Source organism: Micromonospora sp. DT231 (assembly GCF_049847025.1).
Taxonomy (GTDB): domain Bacteria; phylum Actinomycetota; class Actinomycetes; order Mycobacteriales; family Micromonosporaceae; genus Micromonospora.
This window is the reverse complement of sequence record NZ_JBNCNO010000019.1, coordinates 119,631-134,486: the sequence shown is the minus strand read 5'-3', so window position 1 is coordinate 134,486 and position 14,856 is coordinate 119,631. Positions and strand designations below refer to the sequence as shown.

Genomic DNA, 14,856 nt, shown 5'->3' with positions numbered 1-14,856 from the left:
GCGATCATCGACGCCGAACCTAGCGGCAACCAGCCGAACCGATCACCACGTACATAGAAGCGTCTTGCACTTTCTGTTGCCGTTGTGCGGGGAAACGCCCCCTACGCCGCGACAGAAACTGCAAGATCGCGGAGCGTTGGGTCGGGCGGGTCTCTCCCGCTAGGGTGTGCCGATGCCCGACCCCGTGCACGTCCGTGAACTCAGCACCGACGACCTCGACGCCGCCTGGGAGTTGGGACGGATCGCGTTCGGCTCCACCGCGGAGCGACACGCCAGCACCACCGTCGTCGTGCCCGGCATGACCCGCTACGGCGCGTTCGACGACAGTGGCCGGCTCGTCGGCAAGGCCGTCGACCTGCACCACGATCAGTGGTGGTCCGGCCGGGCGGTGCCGGCCGCCGACGTCGCCGGGGTGGCCGTCGCCCCCGAGGCCCGGGGTCGGGGCGTGGGCCGTGCCCTGCTCACCGCCCTGCTGCGCGACGCCCACGAGCGCGGGGCGGCGGTCAGCGCCCTCTACCCGACCGTCGCCGCCCCGTACCGGGCCTGCGGGTGGGAGGCCACCGGTGTGCTGCGTACCGTCGATCTGGCCACCGCCGCGCTGCCCCGGCACCGGCCCTCCCCGGACCTGGTCGTGCGGGCCGGCACACCTGCCGACCTGCCCGCCGTCGCCGACCTCTACGAGCGGGTCGCCCGGTGCCGCAACGGCATGCTGACCCGCCGGGGTGAGCTGTTCGACTTCTTCGCCGCCGACCGGGGCCTGCCCGGCGACGGTCTCACCCTCGTCGAGGACGACGGCGACCTGGTCGGCTACGCCACCTGGCAGCGGGGCCGGGGCTACGGCGCGGACTCGGTGCTCACCGTCGACGAGGCCCTGGCCGTCACCGCCGAGGCCGCCCGGGAACTCGTCGGGCTGCTCGCCAGTTGGGCAAGCGTCGCGCCGACGCTGCGGCTGTGCCCGCTCGACGGCGACGCCGTCAGCACCGTCCTGCCGCTGGAGTCGGCCCGCGACCACGAGCGGGACCTGTGGATGCACCGACCTGTCGACGTCGCCCGCGCGGTGAGCGCGCGCGGGTGGCCCGTCCACGTCCGGGGTGTCGTCGACTTCGGCCTCACCGACCCGCTCGCCGAGTGGAACACCGGCACCTGGCGGTTGGCCGTCGCCGACGGCGCCGCCGAGCTGACCCGGGTCAGCGGCGAGGCCGACCTGCGGCTGGACGTCCGCGGTTTCGCCCTGCTCTACACCGCGGCCGCACCGGCCCGGGCGGTCGCGCAGGCCGGGCTGCTGCACCACAGCCCGGCCGTCGACCCGGCCGCGCTCGACCTGCTCGCCGCCGCGGGGCCGGCGCAGCTGCTCGACTACTTCTGACCGGCGGCGGATAGTTTCCGCCCGCGAAGGGGGAACTCGGCGGCGGCAGCGGACAGATACAGGTGTGACAGCCGAGATGCGGGCCCGGATCCGGGCCGGAGACTCCGAGGCGTTGGGTGAGCTCTTCGACGAGCACGCCGACGCGATTCATCGACATGCGCTGTGGAGCGGAGGCGATTCGGCGCACGCCGAGGACGTGGTGTCGCTGACCTTCCTCGAGGCGTGGCGCATCCGCGAATCTCTGCGCCCGGACGGGGACAGCCTGCGCCCGTGGCTGCTCGGCATCGCGACGAATGTGCTGCGCAATCGCCGTCGGGCGGCGCGCCGGCACCGGGAGGCGTTGCGGCGGCTGCCGGTACGCGACACCGTGGCCGACTTCGCCGACGAGGTGGTCGACCGGATGCACGACGCCGACCGGGTGGCCGCCGCCCTGGCGGGGCTGCGGGCGCTGCGCCGCGCGGACCGGGAGGTGTTCCTGCTCTGCGTGTGGTGGCGCCTGGACTACGCGGTGGCGGCCGAGGCGCTGGGCGTACCCGTCGGGACCGTGCGCTCCCGGTTGTCGCGGGCCCGCGTCCGACTGCGCGCGCTGGCGCAGCAGGAGCTGGCCGGCACCCCGATGATCCCCGTCGAGCAGGGAGAGTACCGATGACAGAGCCCTCCGCCCCGCCCGTGGCGGCCCTGCCGGCGGTGCGCCGACAGGCACTGCGGCATCATCTGCTGACCGAGGTCCGGCGGCCGTCGCGGCGGCCCCGACGGGTACGGGTGCTCGTGCCGGTGTCGGCGGCGTTGGCCGTCGCGGTCACGGCCGGGATGATCACCCAGCCATGGGCGCCGGACAGCGCGCCGGTTGTCGTCCCGGTCGCGCAGGGCGAACGTGTCGGCGCGACGCCGCTGCTCAACCGGATGGCCGTGGCCGCCGCCGCGAAGCCGGCGCCACCGGCGGGCACGGGCGGCTACGTCTACATCAGGAGCCGGGGCGCCTTCGCCGAACTCGGCGAGGGCCCGGCGCGGCTGCGACCGGTGCACGAGCGGGAGATCTGGATCCCCCGCGACGAGCGGGGTGACGGCCTGCTGCGGCAGCCGTTCTTCGACGCGCCGATCGTCGGCGTGATTCCCGAGCGCGAGACGCTCACCGACGTGACGCCGAACGCCGCGCGTGTCGACCTGCCCGATGACCCGGACGCCCTGCTGGCGAAGCTGTACGCCGAACGCGAGCAGCGGGGTCGGGGCAGCAGTCGCGACGGTGCGGCATTCACCGCGATCGGCGACATCCTGCGCGAGTCGGTGGTGCCGCCGCGCACGAGGGCCGCGCTCTACCGGGCCGCGGCGAAGATGCCCGGGGTCGAGGTGGTGCGCGGGGTCACCGACGCGGCCGGGCGGCGGGGGATAGCCGTCGCGCACACCGAGCGCAGCCGCCGCGACGAGTGGATCTTCGATGAGCAGACGTTCGACTACCTCGGTGAGCGCAGCTATCTCGTGGCGGACACCGCCGACGGGCCGGCCGGGACGGTGTTGGGCACGACCGCGGTGCTGCAACGAGCCGTGGTGGCGCAGCTCGGGCAGCGCCCGCAACGGTAGGTGACCGGGCGGCCGGCACCGGGCCCTCCGGGTGCCGGCCGCCCGGTGTACGGCCTGGTCAGGCCGGAATCGCCGCCAGCTCGGCGTTCGCGCGGTGGGTGACGACCGTGAGCACCCGTGCCGCCGTGGCAGCCTCGTCGGCGGGGAGGTCCGCGTACAGCCGGGCGGTGAGGTCCGCGACGGCGGCGGCGACGCCGCGCTGGGTGGCGCGACCGGTGTCGGTGAGCGACACCAGCGACCCGTCGGCCGCGCCGTCGACCTGCGCGAGGCCGGCGTCGACGAGCTGGTCGACCACCTTGTGCACAGCCGAGTCGTCGACCTTGAGGGTGGTGGTGACCCGGTGCGTGAGATGTGCGGCCTCGACCGGGCCCTGGGCGAGGACGTTGAGAGCGAGCACCTGGTGGAACGTGACGCCGAGGGGTTCGGTGGCCCGTTCGAGCAGTGCCCGGGTGGCGTAGTGGGCCTGGCCGATGACCTGGCCGTTGAGGGCGGGGATGGTGGACATGACGCCTCCTTCGAAACGTTGGGCGAGCCAACGTTGGCCGCACCAACGTAACACCCGATCGTGGGTCGCGCCAACGATTACTGGTAGGCTGCACCGCATGGACACCGCAGCCCCGCAGTCACCCGCCGGGCTGCGCACCACCCCGACCTGGCTGCTCAACCAGACCGCCAGCCACGCCACCCGCCTGCTCACCGAGGGCTTCGCCGCGCACGACCTACGCGGCTACCACTACCGGCTGCTCACCGCGCTCACCGAGGACGGCCCGGCCAGCCAGGCCGACCTCGGCCGCCGCTGCGGCATCGACCGCAGCGACGTCGTCGCGGCCATCAACGACCTGGCCGGCCGAGGGCTCGTCGTACGCGCCCCCGACCCGACCGATCGCCGCCGCAACGTCATAAGCGTCACCGACGCCGGCGTCACCGAAGCCCACCGGCTGGGCGAGACCCTCGACCGCGTCCAACGCGACCTGCTCGCCCCACTGTCCACCACCGAGCGAGAGCAGCTCACGCGACTGCTCACCCGGCTGCTGGCGCACCACAACCGGCCCTGACCCGCCTCAGCGGGCCTCGCGCAACTCCGCCAGCCGGGCCTCGATCTCGGCCAGCTCCGCGCGCAGCTTCTCCGCCTGCTGCTCCGCCTCGGCCCGCTCGGTGCCCAGGATCTGCTCCACCGCCTCCTGCACCCCGGGCACGTCGACAAGGGCCACCATCTTCAACGCCTCCGCCGGCTTCACCACGTACGGCTTCGCCAGCGCCTTACTGCCCTGCTGCGCCGCGACGGTCCACTCACCGTCGGCGTACGCCAGGGTCACCGTCAGCCCCGCCGGCCCCTTCGGCTTGACGGCCTTGACCGCCCGCCGCGCCGGCGGCTTCTCCACCTGCTCCACCTTCGGCTCCTCCGGTCGCTGCGCGGGCACCCGCGGCGTGTCCAACACGAACTCCGGCGCCGCCACCACCGGCGACTCCTCCGGCTCCGGTTTCGGCTCCACCACCCGACGCGTCGCACCCTTGGGCGCCACCGCCAGGTCGGCGGGGGAGAACGGCAACTCGTCGCGACCGAACCGCACCACCACGAACTCGTCGGACACCTCCGGATCGGTCAACTCGATCACCTGACCGACCTGACCGGCGATCTGCCCCGCCGCCGCGGTGAACACCACCCGCGGTTTACGCCCGGCCGCCAACGCCTCCCGGATGCTCTGCACCTCGCTAGTGGACAAACCCTGGCCGGCATCCATCACAACCCTCTTCCGTACACCTGTTTGATTGCTGTCTTGATACCAGCCGGCTGCGACACCCGCCGCACGGGGCTCACACCCCGCTCAACCGCCCAACGCCCGCAACGCCCGATCCGCGTGGTCGTTCATGCTGACCTCACTGTGGATCACCTCGACGACCCGCCGGTCGACACCGATCACGAACGTCATCCGCTTCATGCTCAACGGACCCAACGGCACCCGCCGCTTGACCCCGAACTGCTGCGCCACCGTCCCGTCGGCGTCCGACAGCAGCGGATAGTCGAAGCCGTGCAGCCTCGAGAACTCGGCCTGCTTCGCCACCGGGTCCCGGCTGATGCCCACCCGCGACGCGCCCAGCGCCGTGAACTCCGCCGCCAGGTCCCGGAAGTGGCAGCTCTCCGCCGTACACCCCCGGGTCATCGCCGCCGGGTAGAAGAACAGCACCACCGGCCCGCTCGCCAGGAACTCCGACAGCCGCCGCGGCGTGCCCGTCTCATCCGGCAACTCGAAATCCCGCACCTCGTCGCCGACACCCACACCCGCCACCGCGCACCTCCGTTGTCCGATCGAACGCGCGGTGAGCGTAAGCGATCACACCCAGCGCGCCGCCACCTCGTCCACCACCGCCGCGACCCCGCACCACCCGCCCGCGCCGGTCACGGTAGCGTCGGCCCGACAGATACGCAGCCGTGGAGAAGCTCGGGAGGCACCGTGGCACCCGTCACCGTCATCACCGGCGGCGGCCGGGGCATCGGCGCGGCCACCGCCCGCCGCCTCGCCCACGCCGGTCACCACATCGCGCTGTGCTACCGCCGCGACGACGACGCCGCCACCGCCGTCCTGACCGACCTGCGCGCCGCCGGCGCACAGGCCATCGCGGTACGCGCCGACACCACCGACCCCGACCAGGTCGGCGACCTGTTCGACGCCGCCACCCAACTCGGCCCCCTCACCGGCCTGGTCAACAACGCCGGCGTCACCAGCCCGATCGGCCCCTTCACCGACCTACGCGTCGACGACCTGCGCCGGGTCGTCGACGTCAACCTCGTCGGCTACGTCCTCTGCGCCCAGCAGGCCGCCCGCCGACTCACCGACGGCGGCGCGATCGTCAACGTCTCGTCGGCCGCCGCGACCCTCGGCAGCCCGGGGGAGTACGTGCACTACGCCGCGGTGAAGGCCGCCACCGACACCCTCACCGTCGGCCTGGCCAAGGAACTCGCCCCCAAGGGCATCCGCGTCAACGCCGTCGCACCCGGCATCGTGCGCACCGACATCCACGCCGACTCCGGCGTACCCGACCGCGCCGACACCGCCGCCGGTCGCATCCCGCTGGGCCGCGCCGGCGAACCCGACGAGATCGCCGCCGCCATCGCCTGGCTGCTCAGCCCGGACGCCTCGTACACCACCGGCACGGTCCTGCGGGTCTCCGGTGGCCTCTGACCCCACGGTCAGAGACCACCGGAGCCGGCTCACTGGGTGAACAGCTTCGCCGCCGTGATGACGGTCTGCACCACCCCGTAGCCGAGCAGCACCGCCACCACCGACCAGGAGATCCACAACCGGGCCCGCTGCCCGGACCGACTGTCGTCACTCATCGCGTGGCACCCCTCTCCGCCATCGTGTCCTCATCCACACCGCGCTCCGACGACGGTTCGTGGTAGCGCCGCGGCACCGGCCGCACCAACAGGTTCGCCACGAAGCCCACGGCCAGCACGCCCACCATCGTGAACAACGCCGGCCGGTACGCCGCCGCCGTCAACGAACCCGGCTCGCCCTGCGCGTCGAGGAACCCGTTGACGATCAGCGGACCCGCGATCCCCGCCGCCGACCAGGCGGTCAGCAGCCGACCATGGATCGCACCGACCTGGAACGTGCCGAACAGGTCCCGCAGGTACGCCGGCACCGTGGCGAACCCGCCCCCGTAGAACGACAGGATCACGCAGGCCAACAGCACGAACAACGCCGTCGCGGTCTGCCCGACCAGGGCCAGCAACGCGTACAGCACCATGCCGACCCCCAGGTACACCAGATAGATCGGCTTACGGCCGATGACGTCCGAGGTGGACGACCACACGAACCGGCCCGCCATGTTGAACAGCGACAGCAGCCCCACGAACCCGCCGGCCGCCGCCACCGACACCGCCGACGTGCCGTTGTCCCGGAAGAAGTCCTGGATCATCGGACTGGCCTGCTCCAGGATGCCGATGCCCGCGGTCACGTTGCAGAACAACACCACCCACAGCAGCCAGAACGAGCGCGTCTTCACCGCGTTCGCCGCCGACACGTTCGCCGTGGTGACAAGCGGTTTCGCCGCCACACTGGCAGGGTCGAAGCCGGCCGGGCGCCAATCCTGCGCGGGCACCCGCACGTTCGCCACCCCGAACATCATGATCACGAAGTAGCCCAGCCCGAGCGTCACGAACAACCACACCAGGGCGCTGCCCGACGCCGTCGACCCCGCGTTGGCCGGGTCGTAGCCGGGGTCGTAGAACGACAACAGCTGCCGGGACAGGGGAGAGGCGACCATCGCCCCACCACCGAACCCCATGATCGCCAACCCGGTCGCCAGACCCGGCCGATCCGGAAACCACTTGATCAACGTGGAGACGGGGGAGATGTAACCGATGCCCAGACCGATACCACCGAGCAACCCGTAACCCACATACAGCAACCACAACTGCTTCGTGGCGATACCCAGCGAACCCACCAGGAAGCCCGCCGCCCAGAAACACGCCGAGACGAACATCGCCTTGCGCGGCCCGTTCGCCTCCACCCAGGTCCCGGCGACCGCGGCGGACAACCCCAACATCACGATCGCGATGCTGAAGATCACCCCGATCGCGGTCTGGCTGGTGTCGAAGTGGGCGATCAGCGAGTTCTTGTAGACGCTTGTGGCATAGACCTGACCGATGCAGAGATGAATGGCCAACGCCGCCGGGGGAATGAGCCACCGGCTGTAGCCCGGCGGCGCGACGGTGTGCCGACGATCGAGTACGGAAAGCATGCGCTGCTTCCTCTCCGACGAGGACGAGAGACGTCCCGCACAACGTGCCCACACCACACGCCTGCGGCAAACCTCACCATCGCCGGACGGTCCCCCCGCTGAGCTGAGCGGTCAGTCAGCGAGGCCGCCGCGGTCAGCAGCTACCGCAGGTCCGGAGTGTGCCAGCCGCCGGCCAACGCGTCGGCGTCCGCCGGACCCCAGGTGCCCTTCTCGTACGACTGCACGGCGGCCGGCAGATCCAGGATCGGCTCGACGACGCGCCACTCCTGCTCGATCGTCTCCTCGCGCGCGAAGCGCAGGTGCTGACCATCCATCGCGTCGTCGAGCAACCGCTCGTACGCCTCCTGCCGGCGGCCGAGAGCCGCGCCGAAGTCGACGGAGAGGTCCACCGGGCGGCTGGTCACCTCCGCACCCGGGCTCTTCGCCTGGATCGACATCGTGATGCCGTCACCGCGGCCGAGCCGGAACCGCAGCAGGTTCGCGGGCGCCTCGGCCCCACCCTCGGCGGGGATCAAAGAGCGCTGCGGCTGCTTGAACTCGACCACGACCTCGGTCGCCGTCCCCGGCAGGGACTTACCGGTCCGCAGGTAGAAGGGCACGCCCGCCCATCGGGGGGAATCGACAGTCAACCGGGTGGCGACGAACGTCTCGGTGTTCGAGTCCGGCGCGACGCCCGGCTCGTCGCGGTAGCCGGCATACTGCCCCCGGACGGTGGACCGCGGCGACAGTGGCCGGATCTGCCGCAGCACCGCGACCTCCGCGGCGTTGAACGCGTCGGTGTCGTCGGCGGCGGGCGCCTCCATCGCGATGAGCGCCACGACCTGCAGGATGTGGTTCTGCAACACGTCCCGGATGGCGCCCACCGTGTCGTAGAAGCCGGCGCGGCCCTGGGTGCCGAAACCCTCGGCGAGAGTGACCTGAATGTTGTCGATGTGCTCGTTGTTCCACAGCGGCTCGAAGAGCCGGTTGGCGAACCGGAAGGCGTACAGCCCCTCGACGGCCTCCTTGCCCAGGTAGTGGTCGATGCGGAACACCCGCTGCGGGTCGAAGGCCGCGCGCAGCGTGCGATCCAGCTCCCGGGAGGACTCCAGGTCACGCCCGAACGGCTTCTCCACGATGACCCGACCCCGATCGGCCAGACCGGCCGCCGCGAGCCCCTCCACGACGGCGCCGAACACCGCCGGAGGGATCGCCAGATAGAAGACCGGCCGCTCGGCGCCGCGCAGGCGCTCCGCCAGCCGCTGGTAGGTGGCCGGGTCCGCGTAGTCCCCGGAGATCATCGAAAGGTTGTCCGCCAGCCGGTCGAAGGTCTCGTCGTCGACCTCGTCGTTGGCCTCGGCGACCGACTTGCGGGCCGTCGTGACCAGTTGCTGATCATCCCAGGGGGAGCGGGCCACCCCGATCACCGGGACGTCGAGGCGGTCGCGCCCGGTCAGCTCGTACAGCGCCGGGAACAGCTTCTTCGAGACGAGGTCCCCCGTGACGCCGAACAGCACTACCGCGTCTGAGCGCATGTCCATGGCACTTCCATTCGATGATCTGATCCTGATCTTCCGAACGGACAACGGCCCGGCCCACCGCGAGAATTCCCCGGCGAGGGGCGCACGTGAGGTCGGCGACAGCGACGGCGCTCAAGCCCGTCAACTTGTTCCCATTGATCGCGACCCGATGGCCGTGCAGTCGCCGACAGAACGAGTAGGTCCCGCATCGTCAGGAAGGCCAGGGAACTTCGTAGTACGTGGTACCCGAGGAGACGGTGACGAGATACTCGGACCTGCGCAGCAGGCCACTCCGCAGCGTGTCAAAGTCAACGGAGTTGGCCTCAAGGAAGACGGTCGGCCAGGTGAGTTGCGGGACCCCCTGATTGCTCAAGGTGCTGATGTCTCGCCTCCACCCGACCCCAACCGTCGAGTCGTGCCCGGGTACGAGGTAGCTCAGGCCCGGCTCGGGCAGCAGTAGCCCATCATCGGTCCTGCCGTTCGCCGCAAGGTACCTCTCGATCTCCTCGACGGCCGAGGTGGCGGTCGGCATCAGCCCGGCAGCCTTGGCACGCTTGTCAACCTCGCGCAGCACATCCAGAATGTCGCCGTCGGCCCCGAAGTACCTGGTCTCGCTAAGATCGCACCTGATGCGGTAGTCGTCGTGTGGCCACAGGGTGTTGGTGTCGCCGGCATGGCAGATGTCCTGTCTCGACGTCGCGACCGACCTGAGCGGCGCTGCCTGAGTCACGGCGGAGAGCAGGGTGCTGATCCGCTCATGGCTCGAAGCGCTTGCCTGCCGGGTCGCGGCCGAGTACGCCTCCCGGCTCGCTTCCTCCCGCGTGGGTGCGTCTGACACACACGCCGTCAGCGCGAGCACCAGAGTTGCAGCCGTTGCCAGCCTGGCCAGGCGACGAGAAGTCATGGTTACGAGGATGCTGGCTGGCCGCACACGCCGGATGAGTCGCCGTACTCATCCACCAAGCACGACGGCTCCTACTCGGGCATCGGGCCGTACCTCGCCCGGCCAGCACCTTCGCCCGACCTCGCCCGCTGCCCTACCGCACTGGCACCATGACGAACGGCAGCAGGGCACAGCCCGCACCGACGAGGAGGCCGGGATGAAACACGACCCGTCACCCGGCCCGGACGAACGCTTCGTGCAACAGACCGAACGCGTCCGCCGGGAACTGCTGGACAGCGCGACACCGGTCTTCGCGCTCACCGGCCCCGACCGCCCGGCCACCGAGTGCTTCGCCGGCACCGAAACCTTCGACGACACGATCACCGTCGTCCGAATCGTGCACGGCGACCCCACCACCGGACCGTGGGCGGCCGTCGACACCGCCCGCTGGGCCGACGTCCCGGTCAACGCCGGCCCGTTACGCACGCACCTCGAACACGGCATGCGACTCGCCGGAGACCGGTTCTCCGACGTCGAATGGACCGAGAACGACACGACTGTCCTGGTCGACGACCAGCCAGTTCCCGGCCGTACGGTACGAGCCGGCCATCGGTGGTGGGCGACCCGCTGCGAACGCGATGGTGTCGAGATCACCGTGACGGCCCGCGACTGGCACCCCGCCACCGTGCACCTCGGCTCGGTCACCGACCTCACCCCACTGCTCGACGCACTGGGTAGCCGACCTACGGCGGAGACACCGCCCACGGAACCGGTCGCACTGCCGCCCGACCTGGCCCGCGAACCACACCGGGCGCTCATCGACGCCGCCCTGCGCACCCGTCGGGACCACATCGCCTGGATGGCCGACGGGGGAGCACCGCCGCACCTGCCCCCGTACTGGTCGACGCTCTGGCAAGCCGCCGTGCGTCGACAGAGGCAACTCACCGATCAGGACGAACCCGATGCCGACCGTGCGGTGAGCGACATCGTCGCCCACGTCACCAGCATCGCCGATGGCACCACCTGGTTCGATGAGCATGCGACGCTGCGTGCCCGCGCCATCAACGAAATCCTGCTGTACGGCACCGGGCTGGGTGAAGGTGTGTCCAGTCATCCGGCCCAACGCGCCTGGCGCGAACGGCAACACCTCATGCCTCGACAGGGCGCGCCCATCAACGAGCGCGAGGCCGTCGACTTGCGCTGGCGTGACGCCTGGGCCAGGTGGGCCGACACCGCACTCGACGAGTTCTGACCGGTTGCCCCTCAATCCGCGACCTGAATCCTGATTCGATAATGTACATTATGTAAAGTGGCGTGTTTGGGCGGTCCCCTCGCGGTCGCCGGACAGCTGTCAGTCCCGGGTCAGGCCGGGCGGGCACGCGTCCTCGTCCGGCTCGACGAGACGCGCGTTGACCAGCGGGTTGCGCCGCAGGGCCGTGAGCACGGCGACACTGGCGCCGATGTCGGCCCAGGTGTCGTCCCACAGGGCGGAGACAAGCCAGGAGCGATCCGCCGGGAAGAACAGGTCGGGCAGCGCCCCGTCACCGCGCATGTGACCGGTCCGCCAGGTGCGGGCCTGCTCCGGCCCGGCCTCGACCAGCACGTACGGCCAGTCCCAGTAGAGGGACACCCTCGGGGCGTGCGGGAAGACCACGTCGTGGGCGCCGGTGTCGAGAAAACCCAACCACCAGGGCTGGTCCGGGGTGCACGCGGCCAACTCGTCGACCACCGCGCGTTCGTGGGCGTCGAGGCCGACGCCGTTGGGCGGGTGGAAGGTGCCGTACGCCTCGAACACCTGCGGGATGGCGGCGGTGATCGAGAGGCCCGTTGTGGTGTGGCCGGCGAGCCAGGCGACGTCGCCGGCCGTGCCGATCCGCCAGCGCCGCCCGTCCTTGTCGCCGTGGGCGGGGCCGGTCCGGGTTGTGGTGTGATGGGGCGCGACGGTGGGCGATGCCCAGGGAGACCACCCGGCTCGGTCGGTCGCCCGCCACGGATGCCCCTCGGGACAGACCCAGCGCAGAGGATCGTCCGGATCTCGGTACACGGTGGGTGTGCCGGGTTGACCACACTCCGGGCAGGTGGCAACGGGCGACGTCATGTCGCGCACGATACGTGTTTCTCGATCACGGCCAGGCGGTTCCGCACCGGTCCGGCTGGCACGTCGACCAGGTGGTACCCGTGCTCCTCGTACACCTCCTGGTGCAGGCGGGCGAAGGTCAGCGCGTCGGCGTAGCTGATCTGGCGCGCTGCGGTGCGTCGGATGAAGCCCAGCGGGCTGATCAGGAACACCAGGCGTTGGTAGGTGTGCTCGCGCGTGATCCGGTCCACCTCGGCGGTCAGTGCCGGGCCGACCGGTCTGCTTAGGTGGCGGGCCAGCGCCAGGGTGCACAGCGGCGACCGGTCGTAGAACTGGACCGGCCGAGGCGCGTCGGCCCCGACCTGCCGGTGGTGTTGCAGCACGGCGACCGCGTCGACGAAGTCGCTGTCGTGCCACGGTTCGGCGTACCCCTGTGCCTGTCTCTCGGCGATGAGGTCGGTGGCGGCCTCGCGGACGGTGACGTGTCCCCTGCGGTGGAGCGCCTGAATCATTGTTGTCTTGCCGGCGCCGGGCGCTCCGGTGAGGACGTACCGCCGGGGTTCTGGCATCTTCTCCCCCTCTCCCGGTCCCCTTCCCGGAAACCCGAAAATGCTGCATAATATCCCTTATGCATGACAAACAGGACGAATCGCTCTCGGTGCTGATCGAGGAGTTCCTGACCGCTCGGGCCACCCGCAAGCCCTCCCCCCACACCCTGGCGGCGTACCGGCGGGACCTGCACACGGTGGGCGACCTCATCGCCGAGGACGCCACCACCACCACTCCCCTCCCCCTGACCGAGCTGTCGATCACCGACCTCTCCCCCCGGGTGATGCGCTCGGCGTTCGCCCGCTTCGCCGCGCCCCGTGCGCCCGCGTCGGTGCACCGCGCCTGGTCCACCTGGAACAGTTTCTTCACGTTCCTGGTGGCCGAGGGGCTGCTGGCGGGCAACCCGATGCCGGCGGTCGGCCGGCCCCGGGCGCTACTCCCCCAGCCGAAACCGTTGCGCGGCACGGACACTCCCGAGGTGCTGCTCACGTCGGTCGCCCGCGACGACGGTCGGCAGCGCGACCCGTGGCCGGAGCGCGACGTGGCGGTGCTGGCGGTGGCGTTGTGCGCCGGGCTGCGCCTGTCGGAGTTGCTGGCGCTGCGGGTCGGCTCGCTGGCGGGTCGGCCGGGCGAGCGGCGTGTCGAGGTGTCGGGCAAGGGTGGGCGGCCCCGGGTGGTGCCGATCGAGGCCGATCTGGACCGGGTGGTGGCCGACTATCTGGACAGTCGGCGGCGGCGTTTCGGGGCGCGGTCGGTGCGCCCCGACTCGGCGTTGCTCGTGGATCGCCACGGTGAGCCGCTGCGTCGTGGTGGGCTGCAGTATCTGGTGGAGTCGTGTTATCGGCGGGCTGGCATCGGGGACCGGGTGCCGCGGGGGGCGCGGTTGCACGCGCTGCGGCACACGTTCGCGACGCGGCTGGCGGAGGACGGGGCGAGCGCCGCGGAGATCATGCGGTTGTTGGGGCACGCGTCGTTGGCGTCGTCGCAGACGTACATCGAGGTGACGGCCGGGCAGCAGCGCGAGGCGGTGCGGGCCAACCGCACCAACCGGGTGTTGGCGTCGCTGGTGGCGGTGGACCGGGGGTGAGCGCGTCGGTCAGCGGGCGTGGCGCAGCGCCCGGTCGAGGGCGTGGTCGGCGATCTGCGGCCAGCCGTGCTGGGCGGGTAGCAGGTGGGCGTAGTCCTCGAAGAGTTCGGTGGTGTCGCCCTGGTGCGCGGTGTTGGCGTGTTGCACGCGGGGCGGCATGGCGGGTTCAGCCGAGGTCGACGAGGAGGGGGCGGTGGTCGGAGATGGTGGACGCCGGCGCGCTGACGGCTCGTACCGGTGGGAGTTGGTCGAGGGCGTGCCGGTCGGCGAGGACGTGGTCGAGTTGGACGCGGGGCTGCCCGGAGGGGTAGGTGGGGCGGCGGCCCAGGGGGTGCCAGCCGGAGATGAGCCGGGCGGCGCCGGCGGGCAGGTTGAGGTCGCCGAGCAGGACGCGGGGGCCGGGTAGGGCGCGCAGGGCGCGCACGGTCTGGCGTAGTTGGCGGGCGTTCCAGCCGGGTACGAAGGACAGGTGGGTCGCGGCGACGGTGAGGGGGCCGTGGGGGGTGTCCAGGACGGCGGCGAGGACGACGCGGGGTTCGTCGTGTAGCAGGATGAGCCCGCCGCGGGGGCCGGGCACGTAGACCGGGGAGCGTACGGGGGCGGGTTTGAGGCGGGTGATGTGCCAGCTGCGGACGGGGTGGCGGCTGATCAGGCCGATGCCGTAGCAGGGTTCGCCGTGTCCGTCGTCCTCGTGGCGTAGTGGGCGGAAGTGTTCGCCGGGGGTGCCGACGACGGCGGCGGCGAAGCGGTGTTGGGGTGCGTCGAGGGCGTGGGCGGCGATGGTGGTGAGGTCGAGTTGGCCGCTGCGGTGTTGGTCGCGGTCGACCTCCTGTAGGGCGAGCACGTCGGCGTCGAGGGCGCGGATGGCGGCGGTGAGGCGGCTGGAGGTGACGAGCCCGTCGGTCAGGGATCGTCCGTGCAGCAGGTTGAAGGTGGCCAGGCGCACTTCTGCACCATACGTGTCCGTGGCATGGTTGCCGGGTGCTGAAGCTGTTGCTGTGTTCCGTGCTGGTGTTCGTGGCGGTTGGCGCGTTGGGGGTGTGGGTGCGGCGTTCTCGGGGTCGCTGAGCG

The 14,856-nt window shown here is 71.3% G+C and carries 18 protein-coding genes; 7 read left to right on the top strand and 11 right to left on the bottom strand.

Annotation, left to right across the window (positions count from 1 at the left end; translation table 11 throughout):
• The first annotated feature begins 172 nt into the window (after positions 1-172).
• The 3 genes from ACPXBU_RS32840 (at position 173) to ACPXBU_RS32830 (ending at position 2,944) form a co-directional block, all read left to right on the top strand.
• On the top strand, positions 173-1,366 hold the full coding sequence (locus ACPXBU_RS32840) for a GNAT family N-acetyltransferase (RefSeq protein WP_425761155.1): 1,194 nt from the start codon (positions 173-175) through the stop codon (positions 1,364-1,366).
• Positions 1,367-1,430: 64 nt separating this feature from the next.
• Positions 1,431-2,015, top strand: a complete 585-nt coding sequence (locus ACPXBU_RS32835) for an RNA polymerase sigma factor (protein ID WP_425761154.1) — start codon at positions 1,431-1,433, stop codon at positions 2,013-2,015.
• Entirely contained in the window at positions 2,012-2,944 is a 933-nt protein-coding gene (locus tag ACPXBU_RS32830; RefSeq protein ID WP_425761153.1) for a CU044_5270 family protein, read from the top strand. The genes ACPXBU_RS32835 and ACPXBU_RS32830 overlap by 4 nt, the downstream gene beginning before the upstream one ends.
• A gap of 58 nt (positions 2,945-3,002) precedes the next feature.
• Here ACPXBU_RS32830 and ACPXBU_RS32825 read toward each other — a convergent pair whose 3' ends face one another.
• Complete coding sequence (locus ACPXBU_RS32825) at positions 3,003-3,449, bottom strand: MarR family winged helix-turn-helix transcriptional regulator (protein WP_425761152.1); 447 nt, start codon at positions 3,447-3,449, stop codon at positions 3,003-3,005.
• A gap of 97 nt (positions 3,450-3,546) precedes the next feature.
• On the opposite strand from ACPXBU_RS32825, the gene ACPXBU_RS32820 reads away from it, so the two are divergent.
• Positions 3,547-3,999, top strand: a complete 453-nt coding sequence (locus ACPXBU_RS32820) for a MarR family winged helix-turn-helix transcriptional regulator (protein WP_425761151.1) — start codon at positions 3,547-3,549, stop codon at positions 3,997-3,999.
• Between the two features lie 6 nt (positions 4,000-4,005).
• Here the strand turns inward: ACPXBU_RS32820 and ACPXBU_RS32815 are convergent, their stop codons facing one another.
• Both ACPXBU_RS32815 and ACPXBU_RS32810 read right to left on the bottom strand, forming a co-directional pair.
• Positions 4,006-4,686 carry a hypothetical protein gene (locus ACPXBU_RS32815; RefSeq protein ID WP_425761150.1) on the bottom strand — a complete coding sequence of 227 codons (681 nt, stop codon included), beginning with the start codon at positions 4,684-4,686 and terminating at the stop codon, positions 4,006-4,008.
• Between the two features lie 84 nt (positions 4,687-4,770).
• Entirely contained in the window at positions 4,771-5,232 is a 462-nt protein-coding gene (locus ACPXBU_RS32810; protein WP_393374756.1) for a peroxiredoxin, read from the bottom strand.
• A 165-nt stretch (positions 5,233-5,397) separates the two neighbouring features.
• Here ACPXBU_RS32810 and ACPXBU_RS32805 point away from each other — a divergent pair, with 165 nt between their 5' ends.
• Entirely contained in the window at positions 5,398-6,126 is a 729-nt protein-coding gene (locus ACPXBU_RS32805; RefSeq protein WP_393374759.1) for an SDR family NAD(P)-dependent oxidoreductase, read from the top strand.
• A 29-nt stretch (positions 6,127-6,155) separates the two neighbouring features.
• On the opposite strand, the gene ACPXBU_RS32800 is transcribed toward ACPXBU_RS32805, so the two are convergent.
• The 4 genes from ACPXBU_RS32800 to ACPXBU_RS32785 form a co-directional block, all read right to left on the bottom strand.
• Positions 6,156-6,281, bottom strand: coding sequence for an MFS transporter small subunit (locus ACPXBU_RS32800; protein WP_393374761.1), 126 nt, complete (start codon positions 6,279-6,281; stop codon positions 6,156-6,158).
• Positions 6,278-7,690 carry an OFA family MFS transporter gene (locus ACPXBU_RS32795; RefSeq protein WP_425761149.1) on the bottom strand — a complete coding sequence of 471 codons (1,413 nt, stop codon included), beginning with the start codon at positions 7,688-7,690 and terminating at the stop codon, positions 6,278-6,280. The genes ACPXBU_RS32800 and ACPXBU_RS32795 overlap by 4 nt, the downstream gene beginning before the upstream one ends.
• 140 nt (positions 7,691-7,830) lie before the next feature.
• Positions 7,831-9,210: a glucose-6-phosphate dehydrogenase gene (gene zwf / locus ACPXBU_RS32790; RefSeq protein WP_425761148.1), complete on the bottom strand. Its 1,380-nt coding sequence runs from the start codon at positions 9,208-9,210 to the stop codon at positions 7,831-7,833.
• Between the two features lie 190 nt (positions 9,211-9,400).
• Positions 9,401-10,093 carry a hypothetical protein gene (locus ACPXBU_RS32785; RefSeq protein WP_425761147.1) on the bottom strand — a complete coding sequence of 231 codons (693 nt, stop codon included), beginning with the start codon at positions 10,091-10,093 and terminating at the stop codon, positions 9,401-9,403.
• 196 nt (positions 10,094-10,289) lie between these two features.
• Between ACPXBU_RS32785 and ACPXBU_RS32780 the strand changes: the two genes are divergently transcribed.
• On the top strand, positions 10,290-11,324 hold the full coding sequence (locus ACPXBU_RS32780; RefSeq protein ID WP_425761146.1) for a hypothetical protein: 1,035 nt from the start codon (positions 10,290-10,292) through the stop codon (positions 11,322-11,324).
• A 99-nt stretch (positions 11,325-11,423) separates the two neighbouring features.
• Here the strand turns inward: ACPXBU_RS32780 and ACPXBU_RS32775 are convergent, their stop codons facing one another.
• Positions 11,424-12,170, bottom strand: coding sequence for a hypothetical protein (locus tag ACPXBU_RS32775; RefSeq protein ID WP_425761145.1), 747 nt, complete (start codon positions 12,168-12,170; stop codon positions 11,424-11,426).
• Positions 12,167-12,718 carry an AAA family ATPase gene (locus tag ACPXBU_RS32770; protein WP_425761144.1) on the bottom strand — a complete coding sequence of 184 codons (552 nt, stop codon included), beginning with the start codon at positions 12,716-12,718 and terminating at the stop codon, positions 12,167-12,169. The genes ACPXBU_RS32775 and ACPXBU_RS32770 overlap by 4 nt, the downstream gene beginning before the upstream one ends.
• A gap of 59 nt (positions 12,719-12,777) precedes the next feature.
• Here ACPXBU_RS32770 and ACPXBU_RS32765 point away from each other — a divergent pair, with 59 nt between their 5' ends.
• Positions 12,778-13,785 (top strand): tyrosine-type recombinase/integrase, encoded by a 1,008-nt coding sequence (locus tag ACPXBU_RS32765; protein ID WP_425761143.1) that lies wholly within the window; start codon positions 12,778-12,780, stop codon positions 13,783-13,785.
• Between the two features lie 9 nt (positions 13,786-13,794).
• Here the strand turns inward: ACPXBU_RS32765 and ACPXBU_RS32760 are convergent, their stop codons facing one another.
• Both ACPXBU_RS32760 and ACPXBU_RS32755 read right to left on the bottom strand, forming a co-directional pair.
• A complete protein-coding gene (locus ACPXBU_RS32760) occupies positions 13,795-13,944 on the bottom strand; it encodes a hypothetical protein (protein ID WP_425761142.1) in 150 nt (49 codons plus the stop codon).
• Between the two features lie 7 nt (positions 13,945-13,951).
• Positions 13,952-14,731 (bottom strand): endonuclease/exonuclease/phosphatase family protein, encoded by a 780-nt coding sequence (locus tag ACPXBU_RS32755; RefSeq protein WP_393374781.1) that lies wholly within the window; start codon positions 14,729-14,731, stop codon positions 13,952-13,954.
• Positions 14,732-14,856 lie beyond the last annotated feature (125 nt).

What these genes read in the sequence shown, in the direction of transcription:
- ACPXBU_RS32840 (WP_425761155.1), top strand. Translation starts at nt 173, where the DNA reads ATGCCCGACCCCGTGCACGTCCGTGAACTCAGCACCGACGACCTCGAC.
- ACPXBU_RS32830 (WP_425761153.1), top strand. Translation starts at nt 2,012, where the DNA reads ATGACAGAGCCCTCCGCCCCGCCCGTGGCGGCCCTGCCGGCGGTGCGC.
- ACPXBU_RS32825 (WP_425761152.1), bottom strand. Translation starts at nt 3,449, where the DNA reads ATGTCCACCATCCCCGCCCTCAACGGCCAGGTCATCGGCCAGGCCCAC.
- ACPXBU_RS32820 (WP_425761151.1), top strand. Translation starts at nt 3,547, where the DNA reads ATGGACACCGCAGCCCCGCAGTCACCCGCCGGGCTGCGCACCACCCCG.
- ACPXBU_RS32815 (WP_425761150.1), bottom strand. Translation starts at nt 4,686, where the DNA reads ATGGATGCCGGCCAGGGTTTGTCCACTAGCGAGGTGCAGAGCATCCGG.
- ACPXBU_RS32800 (WP_393374761.1), bottom strand. Translation starts at nt 6,281, where the DNA reads ATGAGTGACGACAGTCGGTCCGGGCAGCGGGCCCGGTTGTGGATCTCC.
- ACPXBU_RS32795 (WP_425761149.1), bottom strand. Translation starts at nt 7,690, where the DNA reads ATGCTTTCCGTACTCGATCGTCGGCACACCGTCGCGCCGCCGGGCTAC.
- zwf (WP_425761148.1), bottom strand. Translation starts at nt 9,210, where the DNA reads ATGGACATGCGCTCAGACGCGGTAGTGCTGTTCGGCGTCACGGGGGAC.
- ACPXBU_RS32785 (WP_425761147.1), bottom strand. Translation starts at nt 10,093, where the DNA reads ATGACTTCTCGTCGCCTGGCCAGGCTGGCAACGGCTGCAACTCTGGTG.
- ACPXBU_RS32780 (WP_425761146.1), top strand. Translation starts at nt 10,290, where the DNA reads ATGAAACACGACCCGTCACCCGGCCCGGACGAACGCTTCGTGCAACAG.
- ACPXBU_RS32775 (WP_425761145.1), bottom strand. Translation starts at nt 12,170, where the DNA reads ATGACGTCGCCCGTTGCCACCTGCCCGGAGTGTGGTCAACCCGGCACA.
- ACPXBU_RS32770 (WP_425761144.1), bottom strand. Translation starts at nt 12,718, where the DNA reads ATGCCAGAACCCCGGCGGTACGTCCTCACCGGAGCGCCCGGCGCCGGC.
- ACPXBU_RS32765 (WP_425761143.1), top strand. Translation starts at nt 12,778, where the DNA reads ATGCATGACAAACAGGACGAATCGCTCTCGGTGCTGATCGAGGAGTTC.
- ACPXBU_RS32760 (WP_425761142.1), bottom strand. Translation starts at nt 13,944, where the DNA reads ATGCCGCCCCGCGTGCAACACGCCAACACCGCGCACCAGGGCGACACC.